21 protein-coding genes are annotated in these 19486 nt (G+C 60.2%); 12 read left to right on the top strand and 9 right to left on the bottom strand.

What is annotated here, in order from left to right; translation table 11 throughout:
• The 4 genes from JNB88_RS32295 to JNB88_RS32280 form a co-directional block, all read left to right on the top strand.
• Window positions 1-233 (top strand): hypothetical protein (locus JNB88_RS32295; RefSeq protein WP_220359038.1); only part of this gene is annotated, 233 nt, incomplete at its 5' end.
• Window positions 234-571: 338 nt separating this feature from the next.
• Entirely contained in the window at window positions 572-3034 is a 2463-nt protein-coding gene (hrpB, locus tag JNB88_RS32290) for an ATP-dependent helicase HrpB (RefSeq protein ID WP_220359037.1), read from the top strand.
• A gap of 25 nt (window positions 3035-3059) precedes the next feature.
• Window positions 3060-4370, top strand: a complete 1311-nt coding sequence (locus tag JNB88_RS32285) for an ActS/PrrB/RegB family redox-sensitive histidine kinase (protein ID WP_220359036.1) — start codon at window positions 3060-3062, stop codon at window positions 4368-4370.
• A gap of 68 nt (window positions 4371-4438) precedes the next feature.
• Window positions 4439-5014 (top strand): ActR/PrrA/RegA family redox response regulator transcription factor, encoded by a 576-nt coding sequence (locus JNB88_RS32280; protein ID WP_037131460.1) that lies wholly within the window; start codon window positions 4439-4441, stop codon window positions 5012-5014.
• A 3-nt stretch (window positions 5015-5017) separates the two neighbouring features.
• Here JNB88_RS32280 and JNB88_RS32275 read toward each other — a convergent pair whose 3' ends face one another.
• Complete coding sequence (locus tag JNB88_RS32275) at window positions 5018-5512, bottom strand: MmcB family DNA repair protein (protein WP_220359035.1); 495 nt, start codon at window positions 5510-5512, stop codon at window positions 5018-5020.
• Window positions 5513-5692: 180 nt separating this feature from the next.
• Here JNB88_RS32275 and JNB88_RS32270 point away from each other — a divergent pair, with 180 nt between their 5' ends.
• Window positions 5693-6379 carry a L,D-transpeptidase gene (locus tag JNB88_RS32270; RefSeq protein ID WP_220359034.1) on the top strand — a complete coding sequence of 229 codons (687 nt, stop codon included), beginning with the start codon at window positions 5693-5695 and terminating at the stop codon, window positions 6377-6379.
• Between the two features lie 75 nt (window positions 6380-6454).
• On the opposite strand, the gene JNB88_RS32265 is transcribed toward JNB88_RS32270, so the two are convergent.
• From JNB88_RS32265 to hslV, 6 genes are all read right to left on the bottom strand, one after another.
• Window positions 6455-8626 carry a malate synthase G gene (locus JNB88_RS32265; RefSeq protein WP_220359033.1) on the bottom strand — a complete coding sequence of 724 codons (2172 nt, stop codon included), beginning with the start codon at window positions 8624-8626 and terminating at the stop codon, window positions 6455-6457.
• A 90-nt stretch (window positions 8627-8716) separates the two neighbouring features.
• Window positions 8717-10132 carry a cytochrome P450 gene (locus JNB88_RS32260; protein WP_220359039.1) on the bottom strand — a complete coding sequence of 472 codons (1416 nt, stop codon included), beginning with the start codon at window positions 10130-10132 and terminating at the stop codon, window positions 8717-8719.
• Window positions 10133-10179: 47 nt separating this feature from the next.
• The gene (locus tag JNB88_RS32255) at window positions 10180-11127 is read right to left on the bottom strand and encodes a DUF1402 family protein (RefSeq protein WP_220359032.1); all 948 of its coding nucleotides are present in this window, start codon (window positions 11125-11127) and stop codon (window positions 10180-10182) included.
• A gap of 190 nt (window positions 11128-11317) precedes the next feature.
• Window positions 11318-12625: an ATP-dependent protease ATPase subunit HslU gene (gene hslU, locus JNB88_RS32250; RefSeq protein WP_220359031.1), complete on the bottom strand. Its 1308-nt coding sequence runs from the start codon at window positions 12623-12625 to the stop codon at window positions 11318-11320.
• Window positions 12626-12632: 7 nt separating this feature from the next.
• Window positions 12633-13142: a GNAT family N-acetyltransferase gene (locus JNB88_RS32245; protein ID WP_220359030.1), complete on the bottom strand. Its 510-nt coding sequence runs from the start codon at window positions 13140-13142 to the stop codon at window positions 12633-12635.
• A complete protein-coding gene (gene hslV / locus JNB88_RS32240; RefSeq protein ID WP_037131477.1) occupies window positions 13129-13656 on the bottom strand; it encodes an ATP-dependent protease subunit HslV in 528 nt (175 codons plus the stop codon). Before hslV ends, JNB88_RS32245 begins: the two co-directional genes overlap by 14 nt.
• Before the next feature lie 178 nt (window positions 13657-13834).
• Here hslV and hisB point away from each other — a divergent pair, with 178 nt between their 5' ends.
• The 7 genes from hisB to coaA are packed head-to-tail and all read left to right on the top strand — an operon-like array spanning window position 13835 to window position 18493.
• Window positions 13835-14443: an imidazoleglycerol-phosphate dehydratase HisB gene (hisB, locus tag JNB88_RS32235; protein WP_112655104.1), complete on the top strand. Its 609-nt coding sequence runs from the start codon at window positions 13835-13837 to the stop codon at window positions 14441-14443.
• 23 nt (window positions 14444-14466) lie between these two features.
• A complete protein-coding gene (locus tag JNB88_RS32230) occupies window positions 14467-14952 on the top strand; it encodes a DUF2628 domain-containing protein (protein ID WP_220359029.1) in 486 nt (161 codons plus the stop codon).
• Entirely contained in the window at window positions 14952-15602 is a 651-nt protein-coding gene (gene hisH, locus JNB88_RS32225; protein WP_220359028.1) for an imidazole glycerol phosphate synthase subunit HisH, read from the top strand. Before JNB88_RS32230 ends, hisH begins: the two co-directional genes overlap by 1 nt.
• Window positions 15603-15627: 25 nt before the next feature.
• Window positions 15628-16377 (top strand): 1-(5-phosphoribosyl)-5-[(5-phosphoribosylamino)methylideneamino]imidazole-4-carboxamide isomerase, encoded by a 750-nt coding sequence (gene hisA / locus JNB88_RS32220; RefSeq protein WP_220359027.1) that lies wholly within the window; start codon window positions 15628-15630, stop codon window positions 16375-16377.
• A complete protein-coding gene (gene hisF / locus JNB88_RS32215; protein WP_220359026.1) occupies window positions 16374-17162 on the top strand; it encodes an imidazole glycerol phosphate synthase subunit HisF in 789 nt (262 codons plus the stop codon). The genes hisA and hisF overlap by 4 nt, the downstream gene beginning before the upstream one ends.
• Before the next feature lie 15 nt (window positions 17163-17177).
• A complete protein-coding gene (locus JNB88_RS32210; protein ID WP_037131496.1) occupies window positions 17178-17501 on the top strand; it encodes a phosphoribosyl-ATP diphosphatase in 324 nt (107 codons plus the stop codon).
• Window positions 17498-18493 carry a type I pantothenate kinase gene (gene coaA, locus JNB88_RS32205; RefSeq protein WP_220359025.1) on the top strand — a complete coding sequence of 332 codons (996 nt, stop codon included), beginning with the start codon at window positions 17498-17500 and terminating at the stop codon, window positions 18491-18493. Before JNB88_RS32210 ends, coaA begins: the two co-directional genes overlap by 4 nt.
• Here the strand turns inward: coaA and JNB88_RS32200 are convergent.
• The gene (locus JNB88_RS32200; protein WP_220359024.1) at window positions 18490-19101 is read right to left on the bottom strand and encodes an alpha-ketoglutarate-dependent dioxygenase AlkB; all 612 of its coding nucleotides are present in this window, start codon (window positions 19099-19101) and stop codon (window positions 18490-18492) included. The two genes, coaA and JNB88_RS32200, sit on opposite strands and share 4 nt — an antisense overlap.
• Window position 19102: 1 nt before the next feature.
• On the bottom strand, window positions 19103-19486 hold a 384-nt coding region (arfB, locus tag JNB88_RS32195; RefSeq protein ID WP_223217431.1), incomplete at its 5' end, for an alternative ribosome rescue aminoacyl-tRNA hydrolase ArfB.

Genomic DNA, 19486 nt, shown 5'->3' with positions numbered 1-19486 from the left:
CCGCCAAAGTCTCTTTCAAAGAACCGAAATCTCTTCCGGTCCCGCAAGCTTCGCCGCCCACGTTTCTCTTTCTTCTCATCTTCAATTGTCAAATAACAGACCAGATACCCCGGTCAAAATTCCTCGAACCCAAACCCGAAAGCTCAGGAACCAATCAGCGTCTCAGCCAATCTGCAAGAAACTCTAGAGCGAAGGTCTTCGTCGCCAGCAGCGCCGCCGCCCTCGTTCAGTGAGTGGGCTTATAGGCCACCACCCTTTTCTAAGTCAACAGCACTCCCAAAAGTTTTTTGACATTTTTGTAACAGATTGATTCCAAAGGGGGATTTTCAGGGAAAGGCATTTCCCTCAACTTTCGCAGTGAAATGCCGCGACCTTTGCCTGCATCATCTGTTCGAACGACCACCACTGGCTGCATGGTTTCCGGATTTATGGATCAGCAGCGCCCCGACGACCGTATGACTTGCACGCAAAGGGACTGTCCCGATAGTTTCGGCAGAAGATACCACAGGGGCCGACGTTGTTTTTCATAGAGCAACGACGCCGTCCCCGCCCATGAGATGACGACGCGCACGTGACCCGTACGACCTTCCTGCCGGATCTTCCGGTTTCGCATGTCCTTCCCGCCATATGTGCCGCACTCGGCACGCGGGGCCGCGCGGTGCTTTCGGCACCGCCTGGCGCCGGCAAGACAACGCTCGTGCCTCTCTATCTGCTAGACCAGGAATGGCGGAGAGACGGCAAGATCATACTTCTGGAGCCGCGGCGCCTCGCGGCACGCGCGGCAGCGAGCCGCATGGCCTCGCTGCTTGGCGAGACCGTCGGCGAGACCGTCGGCTATCGCATGCGCCTCGACACCAAGATATCGTCTAAAACTCGGGTCGAGGTTGTCACAGAGGGCGTGTTCGCGCGGATGATCCTCGACGATCCCGAGCTCTCCGGCGTTTCGACCGTCATCTTCGACGAGTTCCACGAACGCTCACTGGACGCCGACTTTGGCCTGGCGCTGGCGCTCGACGTTCAATCGGCGTTGCGCGACGACCTGCGGGTGCTCGTCATGTCGGCAACCCTTGACGTTGCGCGCGTCTCAGCACTTCTCGATCAACCTCCCCTGATCGAAAGCATGGGACGAAGCTATCCGATCGACATCCGCTACCAGGACCGCCCGGGCGGCGAACGCATAGAAGATGCGATGGCACGTACAATCATTGACGCCCACGCGAGCGAGAGCGGATCGATCCTCGCCTTTCTTCCCGGCCAGGCGGAGATTGCCCGGACAGCCGAGCGGCTCGAAGGGCGTTTCGACCGGCATACGCTGATCGCGCCCCTCTACGGCAACCTGACGCAAAAGGAACAGGATGCAGCGATCCGACCAGCGGAGCCCGGCACGCGCAAGATCGTGCTCGCTACGTCGATCGCCGAGACGTCAATCACCATTGATGGCGTGCGTATCGTCATCGACAGCGGCCTGCAACGGCTCCCGGTGTTCGAGGCCTCGACGGGAATCACACGGCTGGAAACCGTTCGCGTCTCGCGTGCCTCTGCCGACCAACGCGCCGGGCGCGCGGGGCGAACCGAGCCCGGCATCGCGGTCCGTCTCTGGCATCAGGGACAAACGACTGCATTGCCGGCATTTACACCGCCGCAGATTCTCTCCAGTGATCTCTCCGGCCTTGTCCTCGACCTCGCACATTGGGGCGTTCAGGACACCCGCTCGCTGGCATTTGTCGACCAGCCACCGGAAACCACGCTTTCGGAGGCGCGCGCGCTATTGCTCCAGCTCGGCGCGCTGAAGGACGGCGCACTGACCGCACGCGGAAAGACAATGCGCGACCTTGCGCTGCCACCTCGCCTCGCCGCCATGGTGGTTTCGGCCGGCGAGACCGGGCATGCGCGGGATGCCGCTGCCCTCGCAGTGATGCTGACCGAGCAGGGCCTCGGCGGCCCGAGCATCGACCTTGATGAGCGCATGCGGCGCTTCCGGTCAGAGCGCGGCGATCGGGCCGAAGGTTCACGCCAGCTTGCGACTCGGTTGGCCAAGGGGCTCGATATCACCAAGGCAACTGAACCCAGCCACGCAGGAAGGCTGCTGCTGCACGCCTTTCCTGACCGCATCGCGCTCCAGCGTGGCGCTAGAGGCCGGTTCCTGATGGCTAATGGACGCGGCGCCGAGCTGCCGGAAACCGAACGCCTCGTCGGCAGCCAGATGCTCGTCATCGCCGATCTCACAGGCCGCGCAGCACAGGCGCGCATCCTCGCCGCCGCCGAGGTGTCGCGCGCCGACATCGATGAGGAACTGCCTGGTGCCATCTCGACAGCCGATCAAACCTTCTTTGACAAGCCGAGCCGCCAGGTCAGGGCCCGACGCGCAACGCGCCTCGGGGCGATCATCTTCGAGGAAACACCGCTCCCCCGTCCCTCAGGCGAAGCCGTCAGCCGCGCACTCGCGGATGGCGTGCGCGAAGTGGGGCTGGAACAGCTTCCATTCTCCAAAGAAGCCACCCAGCTTCGAGAAAGGATCAGCTTTCTTCATCGCAGCATCGGCGATCCGTGGCCAGATGTCAGTGACGGCGCTTTGCTTGCGCGGCTGGAGGAGTGGTTTGCGCCCTACCAGAGCGATGCCCGGGGCATTTCTGACATTTCAGCATCGGGTCTTTCGAACGGGTTGATGGCGCTGATACCGCACGAACTGCAGCGGGATCTCTCGCGCCTCGCCCCCACACATTTCGAAGCACCGACGGGCCAGCGTCATCCGATCCAATATGACGGCGAGGAACCGACGCTGACGATCCGCGTGCAGGAACTCTTCGGCCTCAGGCAGCACCCTACAATCGGGGGTGGCCGGCTGCCGCTGCTCCTCGAGCTTACGTCTCCGGCACATCGCCCGATACAGACGACCCGCGACCTGCCGGGCTTCTGGGCCGGCTCGTGGAAGGATGTACGCGCCGACATGCGCGGCCGCTATCCCAAGCATCCCTGGCCGGAGAGGCCGGAAGAGGCCACGGCAACGACAAGGGCGAAACCTCGTGGTACATGAGCCGAATAGGGTTCAAGGAATGCACATGGTCGATAATGTCGAGAGTTCGCAGGAAGAGGACAGGCACAGCAGCAGGCGCCTGAGGCTGCAGACACTGGTTCGGTTGAGATGGCTTGCCGTCGGTGGCCAGGCCGTGACCGTCTTCATCGTTGCCTTCTGGCTGAAGTTTCCCCTTCCGCTTGTTGCTTGCGTGGGCCTGATAGCAGCGTTGGCGGCGGTCAATTTCTACCTGATGATCCGCTATCCACCGACGCACCGCCTCTATCCAGGCGCTGCTTTCACACTGCTCGGCTTTGATCTTCTGCAGCTTTGCGCGCTGCTCTACATTACCGGCGGCCTCGCCAACCCGTTCGCTGCTCTCGTCTGCGTCCCTGTCATCATCTCGTTTGCGTCGCAGCCGATCCGCTACAGCACTGTACTCATTCTTGTCGCGATGATCTGCATTACCATTCTCGCCATCTCGCCGTTTCCCTTGCCCTGGTTCGACGGCGCTGCGATCAATGTCCACACGGTCATGCAATTCGGCGTCTGGTGCTCGATTGCATCGACGATGGCCTTCGCCGCCTTCTATGCGTACCGGGTCTCGATGGAGGCGAGTCAGCTGGCCGATGCGCTGGCCGCGACAGAACTCGTGCTGCAGCGGGAGAAGCACCTATCACAACTCGACGGCCTTGCCGCTGCGGCGGCCCATGAGCTTGGGACACCACTTGCCACGATCAGCGTCGTCGCCAAGGAGATGGAGCGCGAACTGAAGAATGACGATCGCTTTCGAGAGGACGTGCAGCTTCTACGCAGCCAAAGTGAACGCTGCCGTGACATCCTGCGTCGGTTCGCGACGCTTTCGGCGGAAGGTGACGCACACCTTCGACGTCTGCCGCTGTCATCCATGATGGAAGAGATCGTCGCACCGCACAGGGAGTTCGGAATCAAACTCGAACTCATCGAAAAGAGCCCGCGCAGGGGCGAGCCTGTCACCGATCGCAATGCCGGGATCATGTATGGCCTCGGCAACCTGATCGAGAACGCCGTCGACTATGCTCGTGACAAGGTCATCGTTACTGTCGAGCACGATTCTCGGAAGGTCCGCATCACCGTCGAGGATGATGGTGAGGGCTATTCCCCCGACATCCTGACACGGATCGGCGAACCTTACGTTACCAAGAGACAACGAGAGGACCGGGCCGGCGGGCTGGGACTTGGGCTCTTCATTGCCAAGACGCTGCTGGAGCGATCCGGCGCATCGCTTGTGTTCGAGAACCGCATGCCGGAAGCAGCCGGAGCACGTGTCCGTGTCGAATGGCCGCGCATGCTGATCGATGCAAGTTCGACAAAATGACATTATCTGAATAATGAAAAACGGAATAGTTGACTTATATCAGGCAGGGGTTGCCGGGATTGACCAGTATGAACGAGATCGACCAAGAATCCTCTCTTGCAAATGCGGACCATATCGGCCCGGACGCCAGCCTGCTGATTGTTGATGATGACGGACCGTTCCTGCGCCGCCTGGCGCGCGCCATGGAAACGCGCGGCTTCAAGGTCGAGACAGCCGAGTCGGTTGCCGAGGGCGTCGCCAAGTCGAAGAGCCATCCGCCGAAATACGCCGTCGTCGATCTGCGACTTGGCGACGGAAACGGTCTTGATGTGATCGAGGCAATTCGGCAGCGCCGGGACGACACGCGGATTATCGTCTTGACCGGCTACGGCAACATTGCGACGGCGGTTACCGCGGTCAAGTTGGGCGCGGTCGACTACCTGGCGAAGCCGGCCGACGCGGACGACGTGTATGCCGCGCTGACACAGCGGGTCGGTGAGAAAGCGGAATTGCCGGAAAACCCCATGTCCGCCGACAGAGTACGCTGGGAGCACATCCAGCGTGTCTATGAGATGTGTGAGCGCAATGTTTCCGAGACGGCGCGACGACTCAACATGCATCGCCGCACGCTGCAGCGGATCCTCGCCAAGCGGGCACCCAAATAAGCTTCAGACATCGTCAACTTCGAACGGCTTGCCGCTTGCCCACTCGGCCATCAGCAGGCGCTGCGCGGCTGCCCGGGAAAAATTCAGGGTGACCGACTTGCGCGTGGCGGGTGGAAGGCGATGCTCCGGCGCCTCGCGGATCATGTGCGCCCCGTAGCCGTCAGACAGAAACAGGCCGCAATCCTCAGGGAAGATTTCGAGCGGAACATCCTTGTGGGTGGCAAAGAATAGCCGATCGCAATGCAGGCGATATTCCGGCCACTTGCGATCGACCCGAAAGTCCTCGGTCGAGGTCTTGATCTCGATGATCCAGATTTCGCCCTTTTCCGAAATGGTGATCAGATCTGCCCGCCGCCCGCTTGCCAAGGATAGCTCCGGCAAGACTGCATGACGCATTTCATGAAGTAAAATCTGAGTCCCGCGGCGCACGAGCATAGCTCGGTCCGACTGCCGGCCATCTATTAACGGATTGTTATTATAAACACTCAAAATCGTCATGGAAAACCGTAGGTCTGGCGCGCGCGTTGTTGCAAAAAAACCATGCGCTTCTACTTTGCCGCTGCGTATTGGTTTTGCCGCACTGCAACAGCTTGCAAAGGCAAAGTTAATCGAAAATAAACCATAATCAAAGATGGTTCAAAAGACCGTTCCTCCCAGCCTATTTCCTAAGAGACATCCATGCGCATCCGCAATGCATTTCCTGTATTCGGCCTGATGGCGACGCTCGCTCTGGCCGGTTGCTCCTCGACTACCGAGAGCGCCTCCGTCGAAGAGAAGGCCGCACCGGGGCCGATCGTCCAGACCGCGCAGATCTTCGACGACGCCTACGGCGTGACGACGGATGCCGGATATTCGCTGCCGGCGATTCCGATCCAGAAGGTGAAGCCGCAGTTCCACCGCCAGATCGTCTCTTACGAAACCACGGAGCGTCCCGGCACGATCATCGTTAATACCCGCGAGCGCTTCCTTTACTATATCCTGCCTGGCGGCAAGGCGATGCGTTACGGCATCGGCGTCGGGAAGCAGGGCTTCGCTTGGGAAGGCACGGCCTATGTCGCCTGGAAGCAGGAATGGCCAACCTGGCACCCGCCGAAGGAAATGGCCGAGCGCAAGCCGGAAGTTGCCAAGTATGTCGAGGAAGGCATGGGCCCGGGCCTCAGCAACCCACTTGGTGCGCGCGCCATGTACCTCTTCAACGAAAAGGGTCAGGACACCCTCTTCCGTCTGCACGGCACACCCGAATGGGCTTCGATCGGTACGGCTGCCTCCTCGGGCTGCATTCGCCTGATGAACCAGGACGTTATCGACCTCTACAGCCGCGTCCGCCCGGGCAAGACGACATCGAAGGTCATTGTCATCCAGTAAGCTGGGTTTCAAATTCCGTATAAGAAGGGCCGCCGGAACTTTCGTTTCGGCGGCCTTTTCGTTCTTTGGTCTGGATCAAGCCGCCTGCTTGGACTTCAGTTCGAGGCGGCGGCGATGCAAGACCGGCTCAGTGTAGCCGTTCGGTTGCGCCCTGCCCTTCAAGACGAGGTCGAGTGCGGCCTGGAAAGCGATCGATCCCTCGAAATCACGGGCCATCGGAATATATTCGGGATCGGACGCATTCTGCTGGTCAACTACCGTTGCCATACGCTTCATCGTTTCAACGACCTGCTCTTCTGTCATGACCTTGTGATGCAGCCAGTTCGCCATATGCTGAGCGGAGATGCGTAGTGTCGCACGGTCCTCCATGAGGCCGACGTTGTTTATGTCCGGCACCTTGGAGCAGCCGACCCCTTGATCGACCCAGCGAACGACGTAGCCCAGAATACCCTGAGCATTGTTATCGAGCTCGCGCTGGATTTCCTCCGACGTCCAATTCGGACGAACAGCGACGGGGACAGAGAGGATATCGGATAGCTTGGCGCGCGCGCGATCCTTGAGACCTTGCTGGACACGGCCGACATTGACGCGATGGTAATGCGTGGCGTGCAGCGTCGCGGCCGTCGGCGACGGGACCCAGGCGGTATTGGCGCCGGCTTTCGGGTGCGCGATCTTCTGTTCCAGCATCGCCGCCATCAGATCCGGCATGGCCCACATGCCCTTGCCGATCTGCGCATGGCCGGAAAGGCCACATTCGAGGCCGATATCGACATTCCAGTTCTCGTAGGCAGCGATCCACGCGGCTTGTTTCATGTCGCCCTTGCGGATCATCGGCCCGGCTTCCATCGAGGTATGGATTTCATCGCCGGTGCGATCCAGGAAGCCTGTGTTGATGAAGACGACACGTTCGCGGGCGGCGCGGATGCATTCCTTGAGATTGACCGTCGTGCGGCGCTCCTCATCCATGATGCCCATCTTGATGGTATTGCGCGCCATGCCTAGCGCATCCTCGACCCGCGAGAAAATCTCGGCGGCGAAGGCAACTTCCTCAGGTCCGTGCATCTTTGGCTTCACGACATAGACCGAGCCGGTGCGAGAATTCTTCCGGCGGCCGTTCGGGCCGACGTCGTAGAGCGCGATCATGCCGGTGATCATCGCATCCATGATTCCTTCCGGCACTTCGTTGCCATCGCGATCAAGGATAGCCGGATTCGTCATGAGATGACCGACGTTGCGGACCAGCATCAACGAGCGACGGTGCACCTCGAAGGTGGCCCCTGTCGGATCGTTGTATTCCAGATCGGGATTGAGTTTGCGGATGAAACTCGAACCAGCCTTGGACACCTCTTCCTGAAGATCCCCCCTCATGAGGCCAAGCCAGTTGCTATAGACGACAACCTTGTCTTCGGCGTCGACGGCAGCAACCGAGTCTTCGCAATCCATGATGGTCGTGATCGCCGATTCCAGCCAGACATCGGAAACATGGGCCGGATCGCTCTTGCCGATCGCGGTCGAGGCATCGATGACGACGTCAATATGGATACCATTGTTTTTCAGCAGGATGTGGCTCGGCGCTGCGGCGTCCCCCTGGTAGCCGGCGAAATGCGCCGGATCGGCAAGCGAGACGTGCTCGCCGTCGGTCGAGGTGATGGCGAGAGCGCTATCCTGGATAGCGAAAGTCGCAACATCCTTCCAGCTCCAGCCATCCAGGGGCGCGGCCGTGTCAAGGAAGTCGCGAGCCCAGGCGATGACCTTCTCGCCGCGCTTCGGATTGTAGCCCTTGCCCTTTTCCGCCCCGTCGCTTTCGGGAATCGCATCCGTTCCATAAAGCGCATCGTAGAGCGAGCCCCAGCGAGCGTTGGCGGCGTTTAGCGCGTAGCGCGCATTCATCACCGGAACGACAAGCTGTGGGCCAGCAATCGAAGCGATCTCAGGATCGACGTTCGTGGTCGTCACCTGAAAATCGGAGCCTTCCGGCAGGATGTAACCGATGTCGCGAAGAAACGCCTGATAGGCCTCCATATCGGTCGGCGCACCGTGCTGGCGATACCAATCGTCGATCCGAAGCTGAAGAGCGTCGCGCTTGGCGAGCAACTCGCGATTGCGTGGCGCGAGGTCGTGGACGATAGCCGAGAAATCGGCAAAGAACTTGTCGGCATCGATCTTCAGGCCAGGCAGCGCTTCCTTGACCAGGAACTCATGAAGGACGGCTTCCACAGCAAGACCGTTTTTATCGATGCGGCTCATTCAATATCTCCTAGGACCCACGCAGTTTTTTGCATGCTGCCACTTTGCGTGGCTTTCATTCATAGTCAATTATGCAATAGTTCGAAAGATTTATGCCAATTTTGGAAAAGACCTGGGAGTGACCCGCATCGGCAGTCCGTTTTGCGGCTGTGTCGTCAGTTTCTGAACCGGCCAGGGTTTCGTCTGTTCCGTCATATCGAAGCGAAAACGATGCATCAGTACCGCCAAGGCGATGACGGCTTCCTGTAGCGCAAAGGTCGCACCGATGCAGACACGCGGGCCGGCGCCGAACGGCAGGAACTGGAAGCGGCCGATCTTGCCGCGATTCTCCGGGAGGAAGCGTTCCGGGACATAGGCTCGCGGCTTATCCCAATAGAGTTCGTGACGATGCAGCGTCCACGGCATGATGAGAACCGTCACGCCCGCCTCTATCTCGACCGTTTCACCTTTCGCATCAGTCCAGCGATCGTCAGCGATGGCGGCGCGGTTGATCGATGGAGCCGGTGGATAGAGCCGCAGCGCCTCTTCGAAGGCGGCACGTGTGTAAGGCATCAGATCGAGCCACTTCACTGGTTCGGCGTCCTGCGACAACACACGATCAATCTCTTCTTCCATCGCCTCGCGGATATGCGGCGTGTTGGCGACACAGTAGAGAGTCCAGGCGAGAGCGCGTGCCGTCGTTTCGTGGCCGGCACCGATGAAGGTGAGAATGTTATCTTCTATCTCTTCGTCCGTCAGTCCGCCTGTCGCGGCCTGATCAAGGAGCAACGTCAGGAAGTCGTCCGGCGTGGAGGCACGATCGGCCTGCATGCGCGCGAGCCGGGCGTCCATGGTTTGGCGCACGATACTGCGAAACTTGTCGAGAACCTTCTGGCCGCCAATGCGGGTGACGCGTGGAACCCAGGATGGCGCGCGCAGGAGGTCCATCGGGTCGACGCGCCCCATACGGTGCAGGAGCGCGTTGACGTCATCGGCGAAGCTGTCGGAGGAGGTGACGATCTCGCCCGAAAACAGGGTATCGGCGAGGATTGCGAAGGTCAGCTCCGTCATGTCGGCGGCGATCTCGAAGACCTTGCCCTCGCCGCTAGCTGCGGATTCGTATTTTCTTGCGTAGTCTTCGGATTGACGCAGCATCTGCCCGGCAAAACCGTTCGCGTGACGCGGCGTGAAAACCGGTGCCACCGCCTTGCGCGAGCGCTTCCAGACATCACCTTCCGCCGTGAGCAGCCCGTCGCGGAGAATAGGGCGCAGGATGAGCTGGCGAATATCCGACATGCGGTAGTTCACTGCATTGTCGACGAGGACGTGGCGGATCAGGCCGGGATCGTTGACGATCAGGGTCCGCTCACGAAAGAACCGCGTCTGAATCCAAGGCAGCGTATAGGAGGGTTCGCCCCACAGCTCCAGCGGATTACGCAGAATGGTACGGATAATCTCAAGACGGCCCGGCGGCGCCGTACGGGGCAACGGCGCAGGCGGCACAAAGGGGTCCGGACGCATGTCCATCATTCAGCCTTTCGCGGAAGACCTCAAATCTCCCGGCAAGCCAAAAACTAGAGCAGGCGTTCCAGCTCGTCCAGCTTATCGTTGACCAGCCAGCCGTAATAGTTCTCCTCCGGCCAGACCGTTTCGCCGCCAGCGCTATTCCTAGCGGCAAGCGCGGCGGCGCGCTGGCGCGAATTACCAACATTATAGAGCGTCGCCGTCAGTCCCGGGTTCTTGGAAATGTCCATGCCGGCGATCTGCTTGTAATCGTCGATGGACCGGCGGATGGAGGCTGCGACAAAGGCGAGCGAGATATCAGGTTGCATGATCGCCTTATAGACGGAACCGGCATCCTTCTCGTTCAGCTTCTCGTAGCCCGACACCCTGGAGACAAGATCCGAAAGCATAAGCGCCGTCAGCGGGTTGATCTGGCCGAGGCCGAAGGTTTGGCCCGCATAGAAGGGCTGGAAGAAAACGGCGCTGAAGCGATTGTTTGGATAGCTTGAGCCATCCACCGTCTTGCCGCGAAAGTCGCGTTCCCAGACATCCTCACGGCAGCTCCACAGCGTGTAGGAATCGCCCTTGCCGGCACATTCGGCAAACTGCGGCCGCTTGATGAAGTCATCGACATCCTCGCCATCGTAGGCGAAGCGGAAGCTTTGGCCGGCATAGGATGCCGCTTTCACATAATAGGACTGCAAACGATCATAAGCGTCGACATTGTAGGTGTGCTCACCAACAATCGCGCCGATCACATGGATCGGGTCGATGCCGTAAGCCGCCGACACCTTCTTGATCTTGGCCATCAGTTCGTGATCGGAGGCCAGGAGATCATGAACCTTCTCGTACTTGCGATCGAACGAGCTCTTCGTGCCCTTGGTGCGCCTAACCGAGGCGCCGGGAACGCTGGGTTGCTCGGCATGGCGATTGCCCGGCGGGACGACCTGCATCGCAAACGCGGGCGCGCAGGTCATCATGGCAGCTGCAATCAAGAGGCTGGTTAGAAGGCGTCGCACGGATAAGCGGTCCCATCAGGTTATAGCATTGTCGCGAAGCGCGCTGACTGGACCACAATCTTGGCCGAATAATGCTGGCGCCTACAGCAAAACAGGCCTTTCACTAAAAAGTAAAAGGCCTGCTGTCGAGAGTACAATCCTTCAAAATCTCGGCATCACATCATCAAAAAACTGACGCGATGCACCTTCATCACAGGATGAAGCGGGAGAGATCCGTGTTCTGCGCCAGATCGCCGACGTGCTGGCGGACATATTCGGCGTCAATCGTCACGGTCGAACCGCCCCGATCCGGAGCGTTGAAGGAGATTTCGTCCAGAACGCGCTCCATGACGGTCTGAAGACGGCGGGCGCCGATGTTCTCGACCGACGAATTCAGGTGGACCGCAACATCAGCCAGAGCGTCGATGCCGTTGTCGGTGAATTCGAGCGTCAGGCCCTCGGTCTCCATCAACGCCTTGTACTGCCTGATAAGGCTCGCCTCGGTCTCCGTCAGAATACGGCGGAAGTCTTCCTTGGTGAGCGGCTTGAGCTCGACGCGGATCGGCAGGCGGCCCTGCAGTTCCGGCAGAAGATCCGACGGTTTGGAGACATGGAATGCGCCAGAGGCAATGAAGAGGACGTGGTCGGTCTTCACCGGGCCGTATTTCGTCGAGACCGTCGTGCCTTCGACCAGCGGAAGCAGGTCGCGCTGCACGCCTTCGCGCGAAACACCGGCACCCATGCCGCCGTCGCGAGCGGCAATCTTGTCGATCTCGTCGAGGAAGACGATACCGTCATTCTCGACCGCCCGAACCGCCTCGCGCTGGATGACTTCGTTGTCGATCAGCTTGTCGGATTCGTCACGGATGAGATCCGTGTAGGATGCCTTGACCGTCGTGCGAACCTTCTTGGTGCGGCCGCCCATCGCCTTGCCGAACATTTCGGAGAGGTTGAGCACGCCTATGTTGGCGCCCGGCATGCCAGGAATGTCGAAGCCGCCCATGCCAGTGCCGGTGTCGGCGATCTCGATATCGATCTCCTTGTCGTCTAGCTCGCCGCTGCGGAGCTTCTTTCGGAAGCTGTCGCGGGTCGCCGGCGAGGCGGTCGAGCCGACAAGTGCATCGAGTACGCGCTCTTCCGCGCTCATATGCGCCTTTGCCTGCACCTCGCTCCGCTTCTTCTCGCGGACGAGGCCGATGCCAACCTCTACGAGGTCGCGGATGATCTGCTCGACGTCGCGGCCCACATAGCCGACTTCGGTGAACTTCGTGGCTTCGACCTTGATGAAGGGGGCGCCGGCCAGCTTGGCGAGACGGCGGGAGATTTCCGTCTTGCCGACACCGGTCGGGCCGATCATCAGGATATTCTTCGGCATGACTTCGTCGCGCAGATCTGGATCGAGCTGGTGGCGGCGCCAACGATTGCGCAATGCGATTGCAACAGCGCGCTTGGCTTCATGCTGGCCGATAATGAAACGGTCGAGTTCGGAAACGATCTCGCGGGGGGAAAAGGTGGTCATGTGTCCGTTACTCCGGTGCGTCCAACGCCATGAAGTGCGCCGGACCGTAAATGGAAGTTCTTGTATCGATGTATTGGAAGCCTGCTTTTTCGTAGGCTCTGATCGCCTGGAGGTTTTCGGGATCTGGATCGATCACGATGCGCCTGGCGCCGCTGGCGAAGAGCTCGGCCGCGAGCTGACGAATGATCGCAGTGCCGTGCCCCTTGCCCGTCAGCTCGGGAATCCCGATCGATATATCGACACCCAGCGTGCCTTTCGGCTGGTCCTGATAAGGGTGACCGTCTTCCAGATGAGGATCATAGCTTTGCAGATAGCCTATCGGCTGCCCGTCCATTTCCACGATCATCGGCCTTGTCTCGACGCTTTTCATCGCCTCTTCGATCGCCGCAAGCTCCGTCTCGGGCGCGCCCCACCATTTCGCGACATGCGGCTCTGCCAGCCACTTCGCCACGAGGCCAAAGTCCTCATGGCTGATGTCGCGGAAACGGTAGCTCGGGGCGCGCTCAGCTTTCGGCATCCAGGGTTTCCACCACGACATTATGGTTCGTATAGACGCAGATATCGGCAGCAATATCGAGGGCGCGACGCGCGACCTCCTCAGCCGATTTGTCCGTGTCCATGAGTGCGCGGGCCGCAGCGAGCGCAAAATTGCCGCCCGAACCGATCGCCATGGCGCCATGCTCGGGTTCAAGGACGTCGCCGTTGCCTGTGATCGCCAGCGTCACCTGCTTGTCGGCGACGAGCATCATGGCTTCGAGGTTGCGGAGGTACTTGTCGGTGCGCCAGTCCTTGGCAAGCTCGACGGCTGCACGCATCAGCTGGCCCGGATACTGTTCGAGCTTCTTTTCGAGGCGTTCGAGGAGCGTGAAGGCATCGGCCGTGGCGCCCGCGAAACCGGCAATGACTTCGCCCTTGCCGATGCGCCGCACCTTGCGGGCGTTACCCTTCATCACGGTCTGGCCGAGGCTTACCTGACCATCGCCGGCCATGATGACCTTGCCGCCCTTTCGAACTGTAACAATCGTTGTCATCTATTCACCTTTGCCCGTCTGCGGGGCTCGTTACGTCGGGCCGAACGCCGGCCCTGTCGAGCCCTATGTAAGTGCGTGAATGCCGATTGCAAATGGCGTCGTTTTCTGCCGCCGCGGTTCTGGATATTTCATGGCTTGCCTGATAAGGAACCCGCGTATTTCCCGATGGAGCAGCCATATGGCCGAGACCGCAGCAAGCCGCACGGGTACCGTGTCCCGCAAGACGAACGAGACTTCGGTTTCCGTTTCCGTCAATCTTGACGGCACCGGAAAGTCGAAAATTTCGACGGGCGTCGGCTTCTTCGACCATATGCTCGACCAGCTATCGCGACATTCGCTCATCGACATGGAGATCGAAACCAAGGGCGACCTCCACATCGACGATCACCACACGGTGGAAGACACCGGAATCGCCATCGGCCAGGCAATCGCCAAGGCGCTCGGCGATCGCCGCGGCATTACCCGCTATGCCTCGATCGACCTCGCGATGGACGAGACGATGACGAAGGCCGCTGTCGACCTTTCCGGTCGTCCCTTCCTCGTCTGGAACGTCGCTTTCAGCGCGCCGAAGATCGGTACGTTCGACACCGAGCTGGTTCGCGAATTCTTCCAGGCGCTTGCCCAGAACGCCGGCATCACCTTGCATATTCTCAACCATTATGGTGCCAACAACCACCATATTGCAGAGACATGCTTCAAGGCCGTTGCCCGTGCGCTGCGTACGGCTACAGAGATCGATCCGAGACAGGCGGGCCGTGTTCCCTCGACGAAGGGCACGCTCGTCTGAGCCCCCTGAGGGAGCTTGACGATATGACTTCCAGCTATCTGGTTCTGACTGCGCCTGCGGGAACGGACGCCAACCACGACAAGACGCGCTTCATTCGCGACGGCTTTACCGTGCTCGGCTTTCTCTTTCCATGGATATGGTTGGCCTTCCATCGCCTGTGGCTCTACGCGATCGCGGCGTTTCTCCTGCAAACCCTTGGCGGCGCTCTCGCGGACCGGGCGGATCTCTGGCCGGTCGGCGTGGCGATCACCTTCGGCACCAGTCTGCTGGTAGCGCTTGAGGGTCAGCACCTGCGCATCCGCAATCTAGTCGCGAAGGGCTGGGGCGAAGCCGGCCTCGTTTCGGCCGACTCGCTGCAGACCGCAGAAGAAATCTATTTTTCGAGTGTCCAGACCGACACTGGCGACAGCCGATCGGCGCCCTCTCCGCAATGGGATCCCACGACCCATGCCCCTCGACACGGCAACGCCACCTCGCTCGGTCTTTTTGGTTTTGATGGAGGACGCTGATGCGCGTCGCAATTATTGATTATGGTTCGGGAAATTTGCGGTCGGCGACGAAGGCCTTCGAACGCGCCGCACGGGAGGCCGGCATCGACGCCGTGATAGACCTGACCGACAAGGCCGAAGCTGTAGCGGCCGCCGACCGCGTCGTGCTGCCGGGCGTCGGCGCCTATGCCGACTGCCGGCGCGGGCTCGATGCCGTTTCCGGCATGTCCGAAGCGCTGATCGATGCAGTCGAGAAAAAGGCCAGGCCTTTCCTCGGCATTTGCGTCGGTATGCAGCTGTTGTCGTCGCGCGGCCTCGAGAAGACCGTCACGAACGGTTTCGGCTGGATTCCCGGCGACGTCGTTGAAATGACGCCCACGGACACCAATCTGAAGATCCCGCAGATCGGCTGGAATACGCTGGATCTGAAATCCCCTCACCCGCTGTTCGATGGCATTCCGACGGGATCGAACGGGCTGCATGCCTATTTTGTTCATTCCTACCATCTGGCGGCCAAGAACCCTGGCGACGTGATCGCTACCGCTGACTATGGCGGCCCTATCACCGCGTTCGTCGGTCGCGACAACATAGCCGGCGCCCAGTTCCATCCCGAAAAGAGCCAAAAGCTCGGCCTCGCCCTGATTGCCAATTTCCTGCGCTGGAAGCCCTAAGCTCGCGCACTGCAAGGACAGAAAAATGATCCTATTTCCCGCAATCGACCTCAAGGATGGCCAGTGCGTTCGCCTCAAGCTCGGCGACATGGAGCAGGCGACCGTCTACAATCCCGACCCCGGCGCGCAGGCGAAGGCTTTTGAAGATCAAGGCTTTGAATGGCTGCACGTTGTTGATCTGAACGGCGCCTTTGCCGGCGAAAGCGTCAACGGGGCGGCCGTTGATGCGATCCTGAAGGCGACGAAGAACCCCGTTCAGCTTGGCGGCGGCATCCGCACGCTCGAGCACATCGAAAGCTGGCTGTCGCGCGGCCTCGCCCGCGTCATTCTCGGCACGATAGCAGTGCGCGATCCAGCACTGGTGATCGAAGCCTGCAGGAAGTTCCCCGGCCGCGTTGCCGTCGGCATCGATGCCAAAGGCGGTAAAGTCGCAGTCGAGGGCTGGGCCGAGGCTTCAGAACTCGGCGTCATCGAGCTCGCGAAGAAGTTCGAGGGCGCCGGCGTTGCCGCAATCATCTACACCGACATCGACCGTGACGGCATCCTTGCCGGCATCAATTGGGCGTCAACGCTTGAGCTCGCCGAGGCCGTGTCGATCCCGGTCATCGCATCAGGCGGCCTCGCTTCAATCGAGGATGTGAAACGGATGCTGCAGCCTGATGCACGCAAGCTCGAAGGTGCGATCTCCGGCCGTGCGCTGTATGATGGACGTATCGATCCGAAAGAAGCTTTGGCGCTGATTTCGGCCGCACGCGTGAAGGAGACTGCGCAATGACTCTGAAGGCTCGCGTCATTCCCTGCCTCGACGTCAAGGACGGCCGCGTCGTCAAGGGCGTCAACTTCGTCAATCTGGTAGACGCTGGAGATCCGGTCGAGGCCGCCAAGGCTTACGACGCTGCCGGCGCCGACGAACTCTGCTTCCTCGACATCACCGCTTCTTCGGACAATCGCGAAACGATCTTCGACGTCGTGGCTCGCACCGCCGAGCAGTGCTTCATGCCGGTTACCGTCGGTGGTGGCGTTCGGACGATCGCCGACATTCGCAAGCTGCTGCTTTGCGGCGCCGACAAGGTTTCGATCAATTCGGCCGCCGTCAACAACCCTGATTTCGTTGCTGAGGCCGCCGACAAGTTCGGTGACCAGTGCATCGTTGTCTCGATCGACGCCAAGCGCCGCCGTACCCAAGCCGTCGGCCAGGACAATCAGAGTGCCTGGGAGATCTACACGCATGGCGGTCGCAATGCGACCGGCATCGATGCCGTGGATTTTGCTCGGAAGATGGTCGAGCGTGGGGCCGGCGAACTGCTCGTTACCTCAATGGATCGGGACGGAACGAAGGTCGGCTACGATCTCGAACTGACACGCGCCATCGCGGACTCGGTTCGAGTGCCCGTCATCGCCTCTGGCGGCGTCGGCGACCTCGACGATCTTGTGGCGGGCGTCAAGCAGGGACATGCCAATGCGGTGTTGGCCGCATCGATCTTCCATTTCGGGACCTATTCCGTCGGCGAGGCGAAGCGCTATATGTCCTCGTGCGGCATCGACATGCGTCTGGACTGAGTGAGAAGCAGAATCATGAGCGAATTTACTCTCGCCGACCTTGAAAAGATCGTCGACAGCCGATCGAAGGCTTCCCCGGATGAATCCTGGACGGCAAAACTCGTTTCCGCAGGCCAGCCGAAAGCTGCGAAGAAACTGGGCGAAGAGGCGATCGAGGCCGTGATGGCTGCGATTACCGACGATCGCGAAAACCTCACCTACGAAGCCGCCGACCTACTTTATCACCTATTGGTCGTATTGAAGGTCGCGGGCATTCCGTTGCAAAATGTCATGGCGGAGCTTGAGCGCCGTACAGCTCAATCCGGCCTGAAGGAAAAGGCGAGCCGGCAAAGTTCATGAGTATCGCAAGACAGCTCATCGGAGCGCCCGAGGCGCTCGATCACTTTCAGGCGAATGCCTATTCGCCCTACCACTTCTTTTCTTCCGAGGAATGGGCGCGCTTCCGTGCCGATACGCCGCTCACCTTGAAAGGCGACGAGGTCAAGCGGCTGCGCTCCATGGGCGACCCGATCGACCTCGATGAAGTGCGGCGGATCTACCTGTCGCTGTCGCGCTTGCTCTCGGCACATGTCGAATCGTCCCAGCTGCTTTTCGAACAGCGCAATCGCTTCCTCAGCCTCTCCAATGTGGCGAAGACGCCCTTCGTGATCGGCATTGCCGGTTCGGTGGCCGTCGGCAAGTCGACGACCGCCCGTATCCTGAAGGAACTGCTGTCACGCTGGCCGTCCAGCCCGAAGGTGGATCTTGTCACCACCGACGGCTTCCTGCATCCGAACGCTGTTCTGCAGCGTGAAAATCTGATGCAGCGCAAGGGCTTTCCCGAAAGCTACGACACGGGAGCGATCCTGCGCTTCCTGGCAGCAATCAAGGCCGGACAGCCGAACGTCAAGGCGCCGTCCTATTCGCATCTGGTCTATGACGTCCTGCCGAACGAATACAAGATCGTCGACCGGCCCGACATTCTGATCTTCGAGGGCATCAATGTGCTACAGTCGCGCGACCTGCCGGCCGGCGGCAAGATCGTGCCGATGGTTTCCGATTTCTTCGACTTCTCGATTTACATCGACGCAGACGAAAGCCGGATTCACGATTGGTATGTGACGCGCTTCATGCGACTGCGTGAAACGGCGTTCCGTGATCCGCACTCCTTCTTCCACCGCTATGCCTCTATCAGCGAGGAAGAAGCGCTGACGATCGCGGAAGGCCTCTGGGAAAACATCAACCTCAAGAATCTGCGCGAAAACATCCTGCCGACACGCCCGCGTGCCGACCTGATCCTGCGCAAGGGCGACAACCATCTGATCGAACAGGTTGCGCTGAGAAAGCTCTAGGCCGTTACCCGGCGAAGCGTGAGATTGATGCGGCCGCCGTTCTTCAGCAGCGTCGATGTCGACGGATAGATCTTGTCGACGCCGTGGAAGCAAAGGCGCCCTTCCGCACCCAAAACAACGACATCGCCGCTCGAAAGCTTGAAGGAGAGCGTGGCGTAGTTGCGCGAGAGGCCTCCGACGCGAAACAGGCAGCTGTTGCCGAGCGAGATCGACACGACAGGCGCTGCGAGATCCTGTTCGTCCTTGTCCTGATGCAGGCCCATGCGCGCCTCGTCAGAGTAGAAGTTGACGAGGCAGGCCTGTGGCGCCTTGTCGTAGCCGGAGACGTCGTTCCAGATTTGCAGCAGTTCCGAGGGTATTTCAGGCCAGGGCTTGCCCGTGATCGGATGAGTCGGTTGGTAGCGATAACCGCGCTCCTTGTCGGTGACCCAGCCAAGTGCACCGCAGTTCGTCATACGAACCGACATCGGTTTGCCCGTCCCGGGCATGACGGGCACGAACAGCGGCGCCTCTGCCACGATTGATCTGACGATATCGACCAGGGCCTGCTGGCGCGTCCGGTCCAGATAGTCGGGGCGATGACTGACGCCGTTGGGCAGCTTCAGCATATCAATCTCCGAGCGGTCGCCCGCGCATCTTCTTGACCTCTGACCGACCCGACTTCGCTTTCAGCCGCCGCTCGACCGACCCCTTTGTTGGCTTGGTTTTCTTGCGCGGCGGCGGGGGCGGTTTCGCCGCCTCGATAATAAGCTCTTTCAGCCGCTCTCGTGCGTCTTCGCGGTTGCGATCCTGACTGCGAAAGCGGCTCGCCTCGATCATCAGCACGCCTTCTTTCGAGAGGCGCTTGCCGGCGAGCTTTACGGCATTTCCTTTCACGCGCTCATTCAGCGACGGCGAGTTCGGAATATTGAAGAAGAGCTGGCTTCCGAAACTTTTGTCACTACGCATGGAGGAGGGGCGGACACTTGCGTTCCAGTCCGTGAGGGAGGTTGT

Source organism: Rhizobium cauense, assembly GCF_019511525.1.
In the GTDB taxonomy this organism is placed as follows: domain Bacteria; phylum Pseudomonadota; class Alphaproteobacteria; order Rhizobiales; family Rhizobiaceae; genus Rhizobium; species Rhizobium cauense.
The sequence above is the reverse complement of the archived record's forward strand: the minus strand, read 5'-3'. Positions and strand labels throughout refer to the sequence as shown.

Bases quoted from the DNA above. Each gene is read 5' to 3' on its own strand.
- JNB88_RS32230 (WP_220359029.1), top strand. From the start codon at position 14,467: ATGACTTCCAGCTATCTGGTTCTGACTGCGCCTGCGGGAACGGACGCC.
- JNB88_RS32200 (WP_220359024.1), bottom strand. From the start codon at position 19,101: ATGCTGAAGCTGCCCAACGGCGTCAGTCATCGCCCCGACTATCTGGAC.
- hisH (WP_220359028.1), top strand. From the start codon at position 14,952: ATGCGCGTCGCAATTATTGATTATGGTTCGGGAAATTTGCGGTCGGCG.
- hslU (WP_220359031.1), bottom strand. From the start codon at position 12,625: ATGACCACCTTTTCCCCCCGCGAGATCGTTTCCGAACTCGACCGTTTC.
- JNB88_RS32260 (WP_220359039.1), bottom strand. From the start codon at position 10,132: ATGGACATGCGTCCGGACCCCTTTGTGCCGCCTGCGCCGTTGCCCCGT.
- coaA (WP_220359025.1), top strand. From the start codon at position 17,498: ATGAGTATCGCAAGACAGCTCATCGGAGCGCCCGAGGCGCTCGATCAC.
- JNB88_RS32245 (WP_220359030.1), bottom strand. From the start codon at position 13,142: ATGCCGAAAGCTGAGCGCGCCCCGAGCTACCGTTTCCGCGACATCAGC.
- hisA (WP_220359027.1), top strand. From the start codon at position 15,628: ATGATCCTATTTCCCGCAATCGACCTCAAGGATGGCCAGTGCGTTCGC.
- JNB88_RS32280 (WP_037131460.1), top strand. From the start codon at position 4,439: ATGAACGAGATCGACCAAGAATCCTCTCTTGCAAATGCGGACCATATC.
- JNB88_RS32285 (WP_220359036.1), top strand. From the start codon at position 3,060: ATGGTCGATAATGTCGAGAGTTCGCAGGAAGAGGACAGGCACAGCAGC.
- hslV (WP_037131477.1), bottom strand. From the start codon at position 13,656: ATGACAACGATTGTTACAGTTCGAAAGGGCGGCAAGGTCATCATGGCC.
- JNB88_RS32265 (WP_220359033.1), bottom strand. From the start codon at position 8,626: ATGAGCCGCATCGATAAAAACGGTCTTGCTGTGGAAGCCGTCCTTCAT.
- JNB88_RS32275 (WP_220359035.1), bottom strand. From the start codon at position 5,512: ATGACGATTTTGAGTGTTTATAATAACAATCCGTTAATAGATGGCCGG.
- hisF (WP_220359026.1), top strand. From the start codon at position 16,374: ATGACTCTGAAGGCTCGCGTCATTCCCTGCCTCGACGTCAAGGACGGC.
- hisB (WP_112655104.1), top strand. From the start codon at position 13,835: ATGGCCGAGACCGCAGCAAGCCGCACGGGTACCGTGTCCCGCAAGACG.
- JNB88_RS32270 (WP_220359034.1), top strand. From the start codon at position 5,693: ATGCGCATCCGCAATGCATTTCCTGTATTCGGCCTGATGGCGACGCTC.
- JNB88_RS32210 (WP_037131496.1), top strand. From the start codon at position 17,178: ATGAGCGAATTTACTCTCGCCGACCTTGAAAAGATCGTCGACAGCCGA.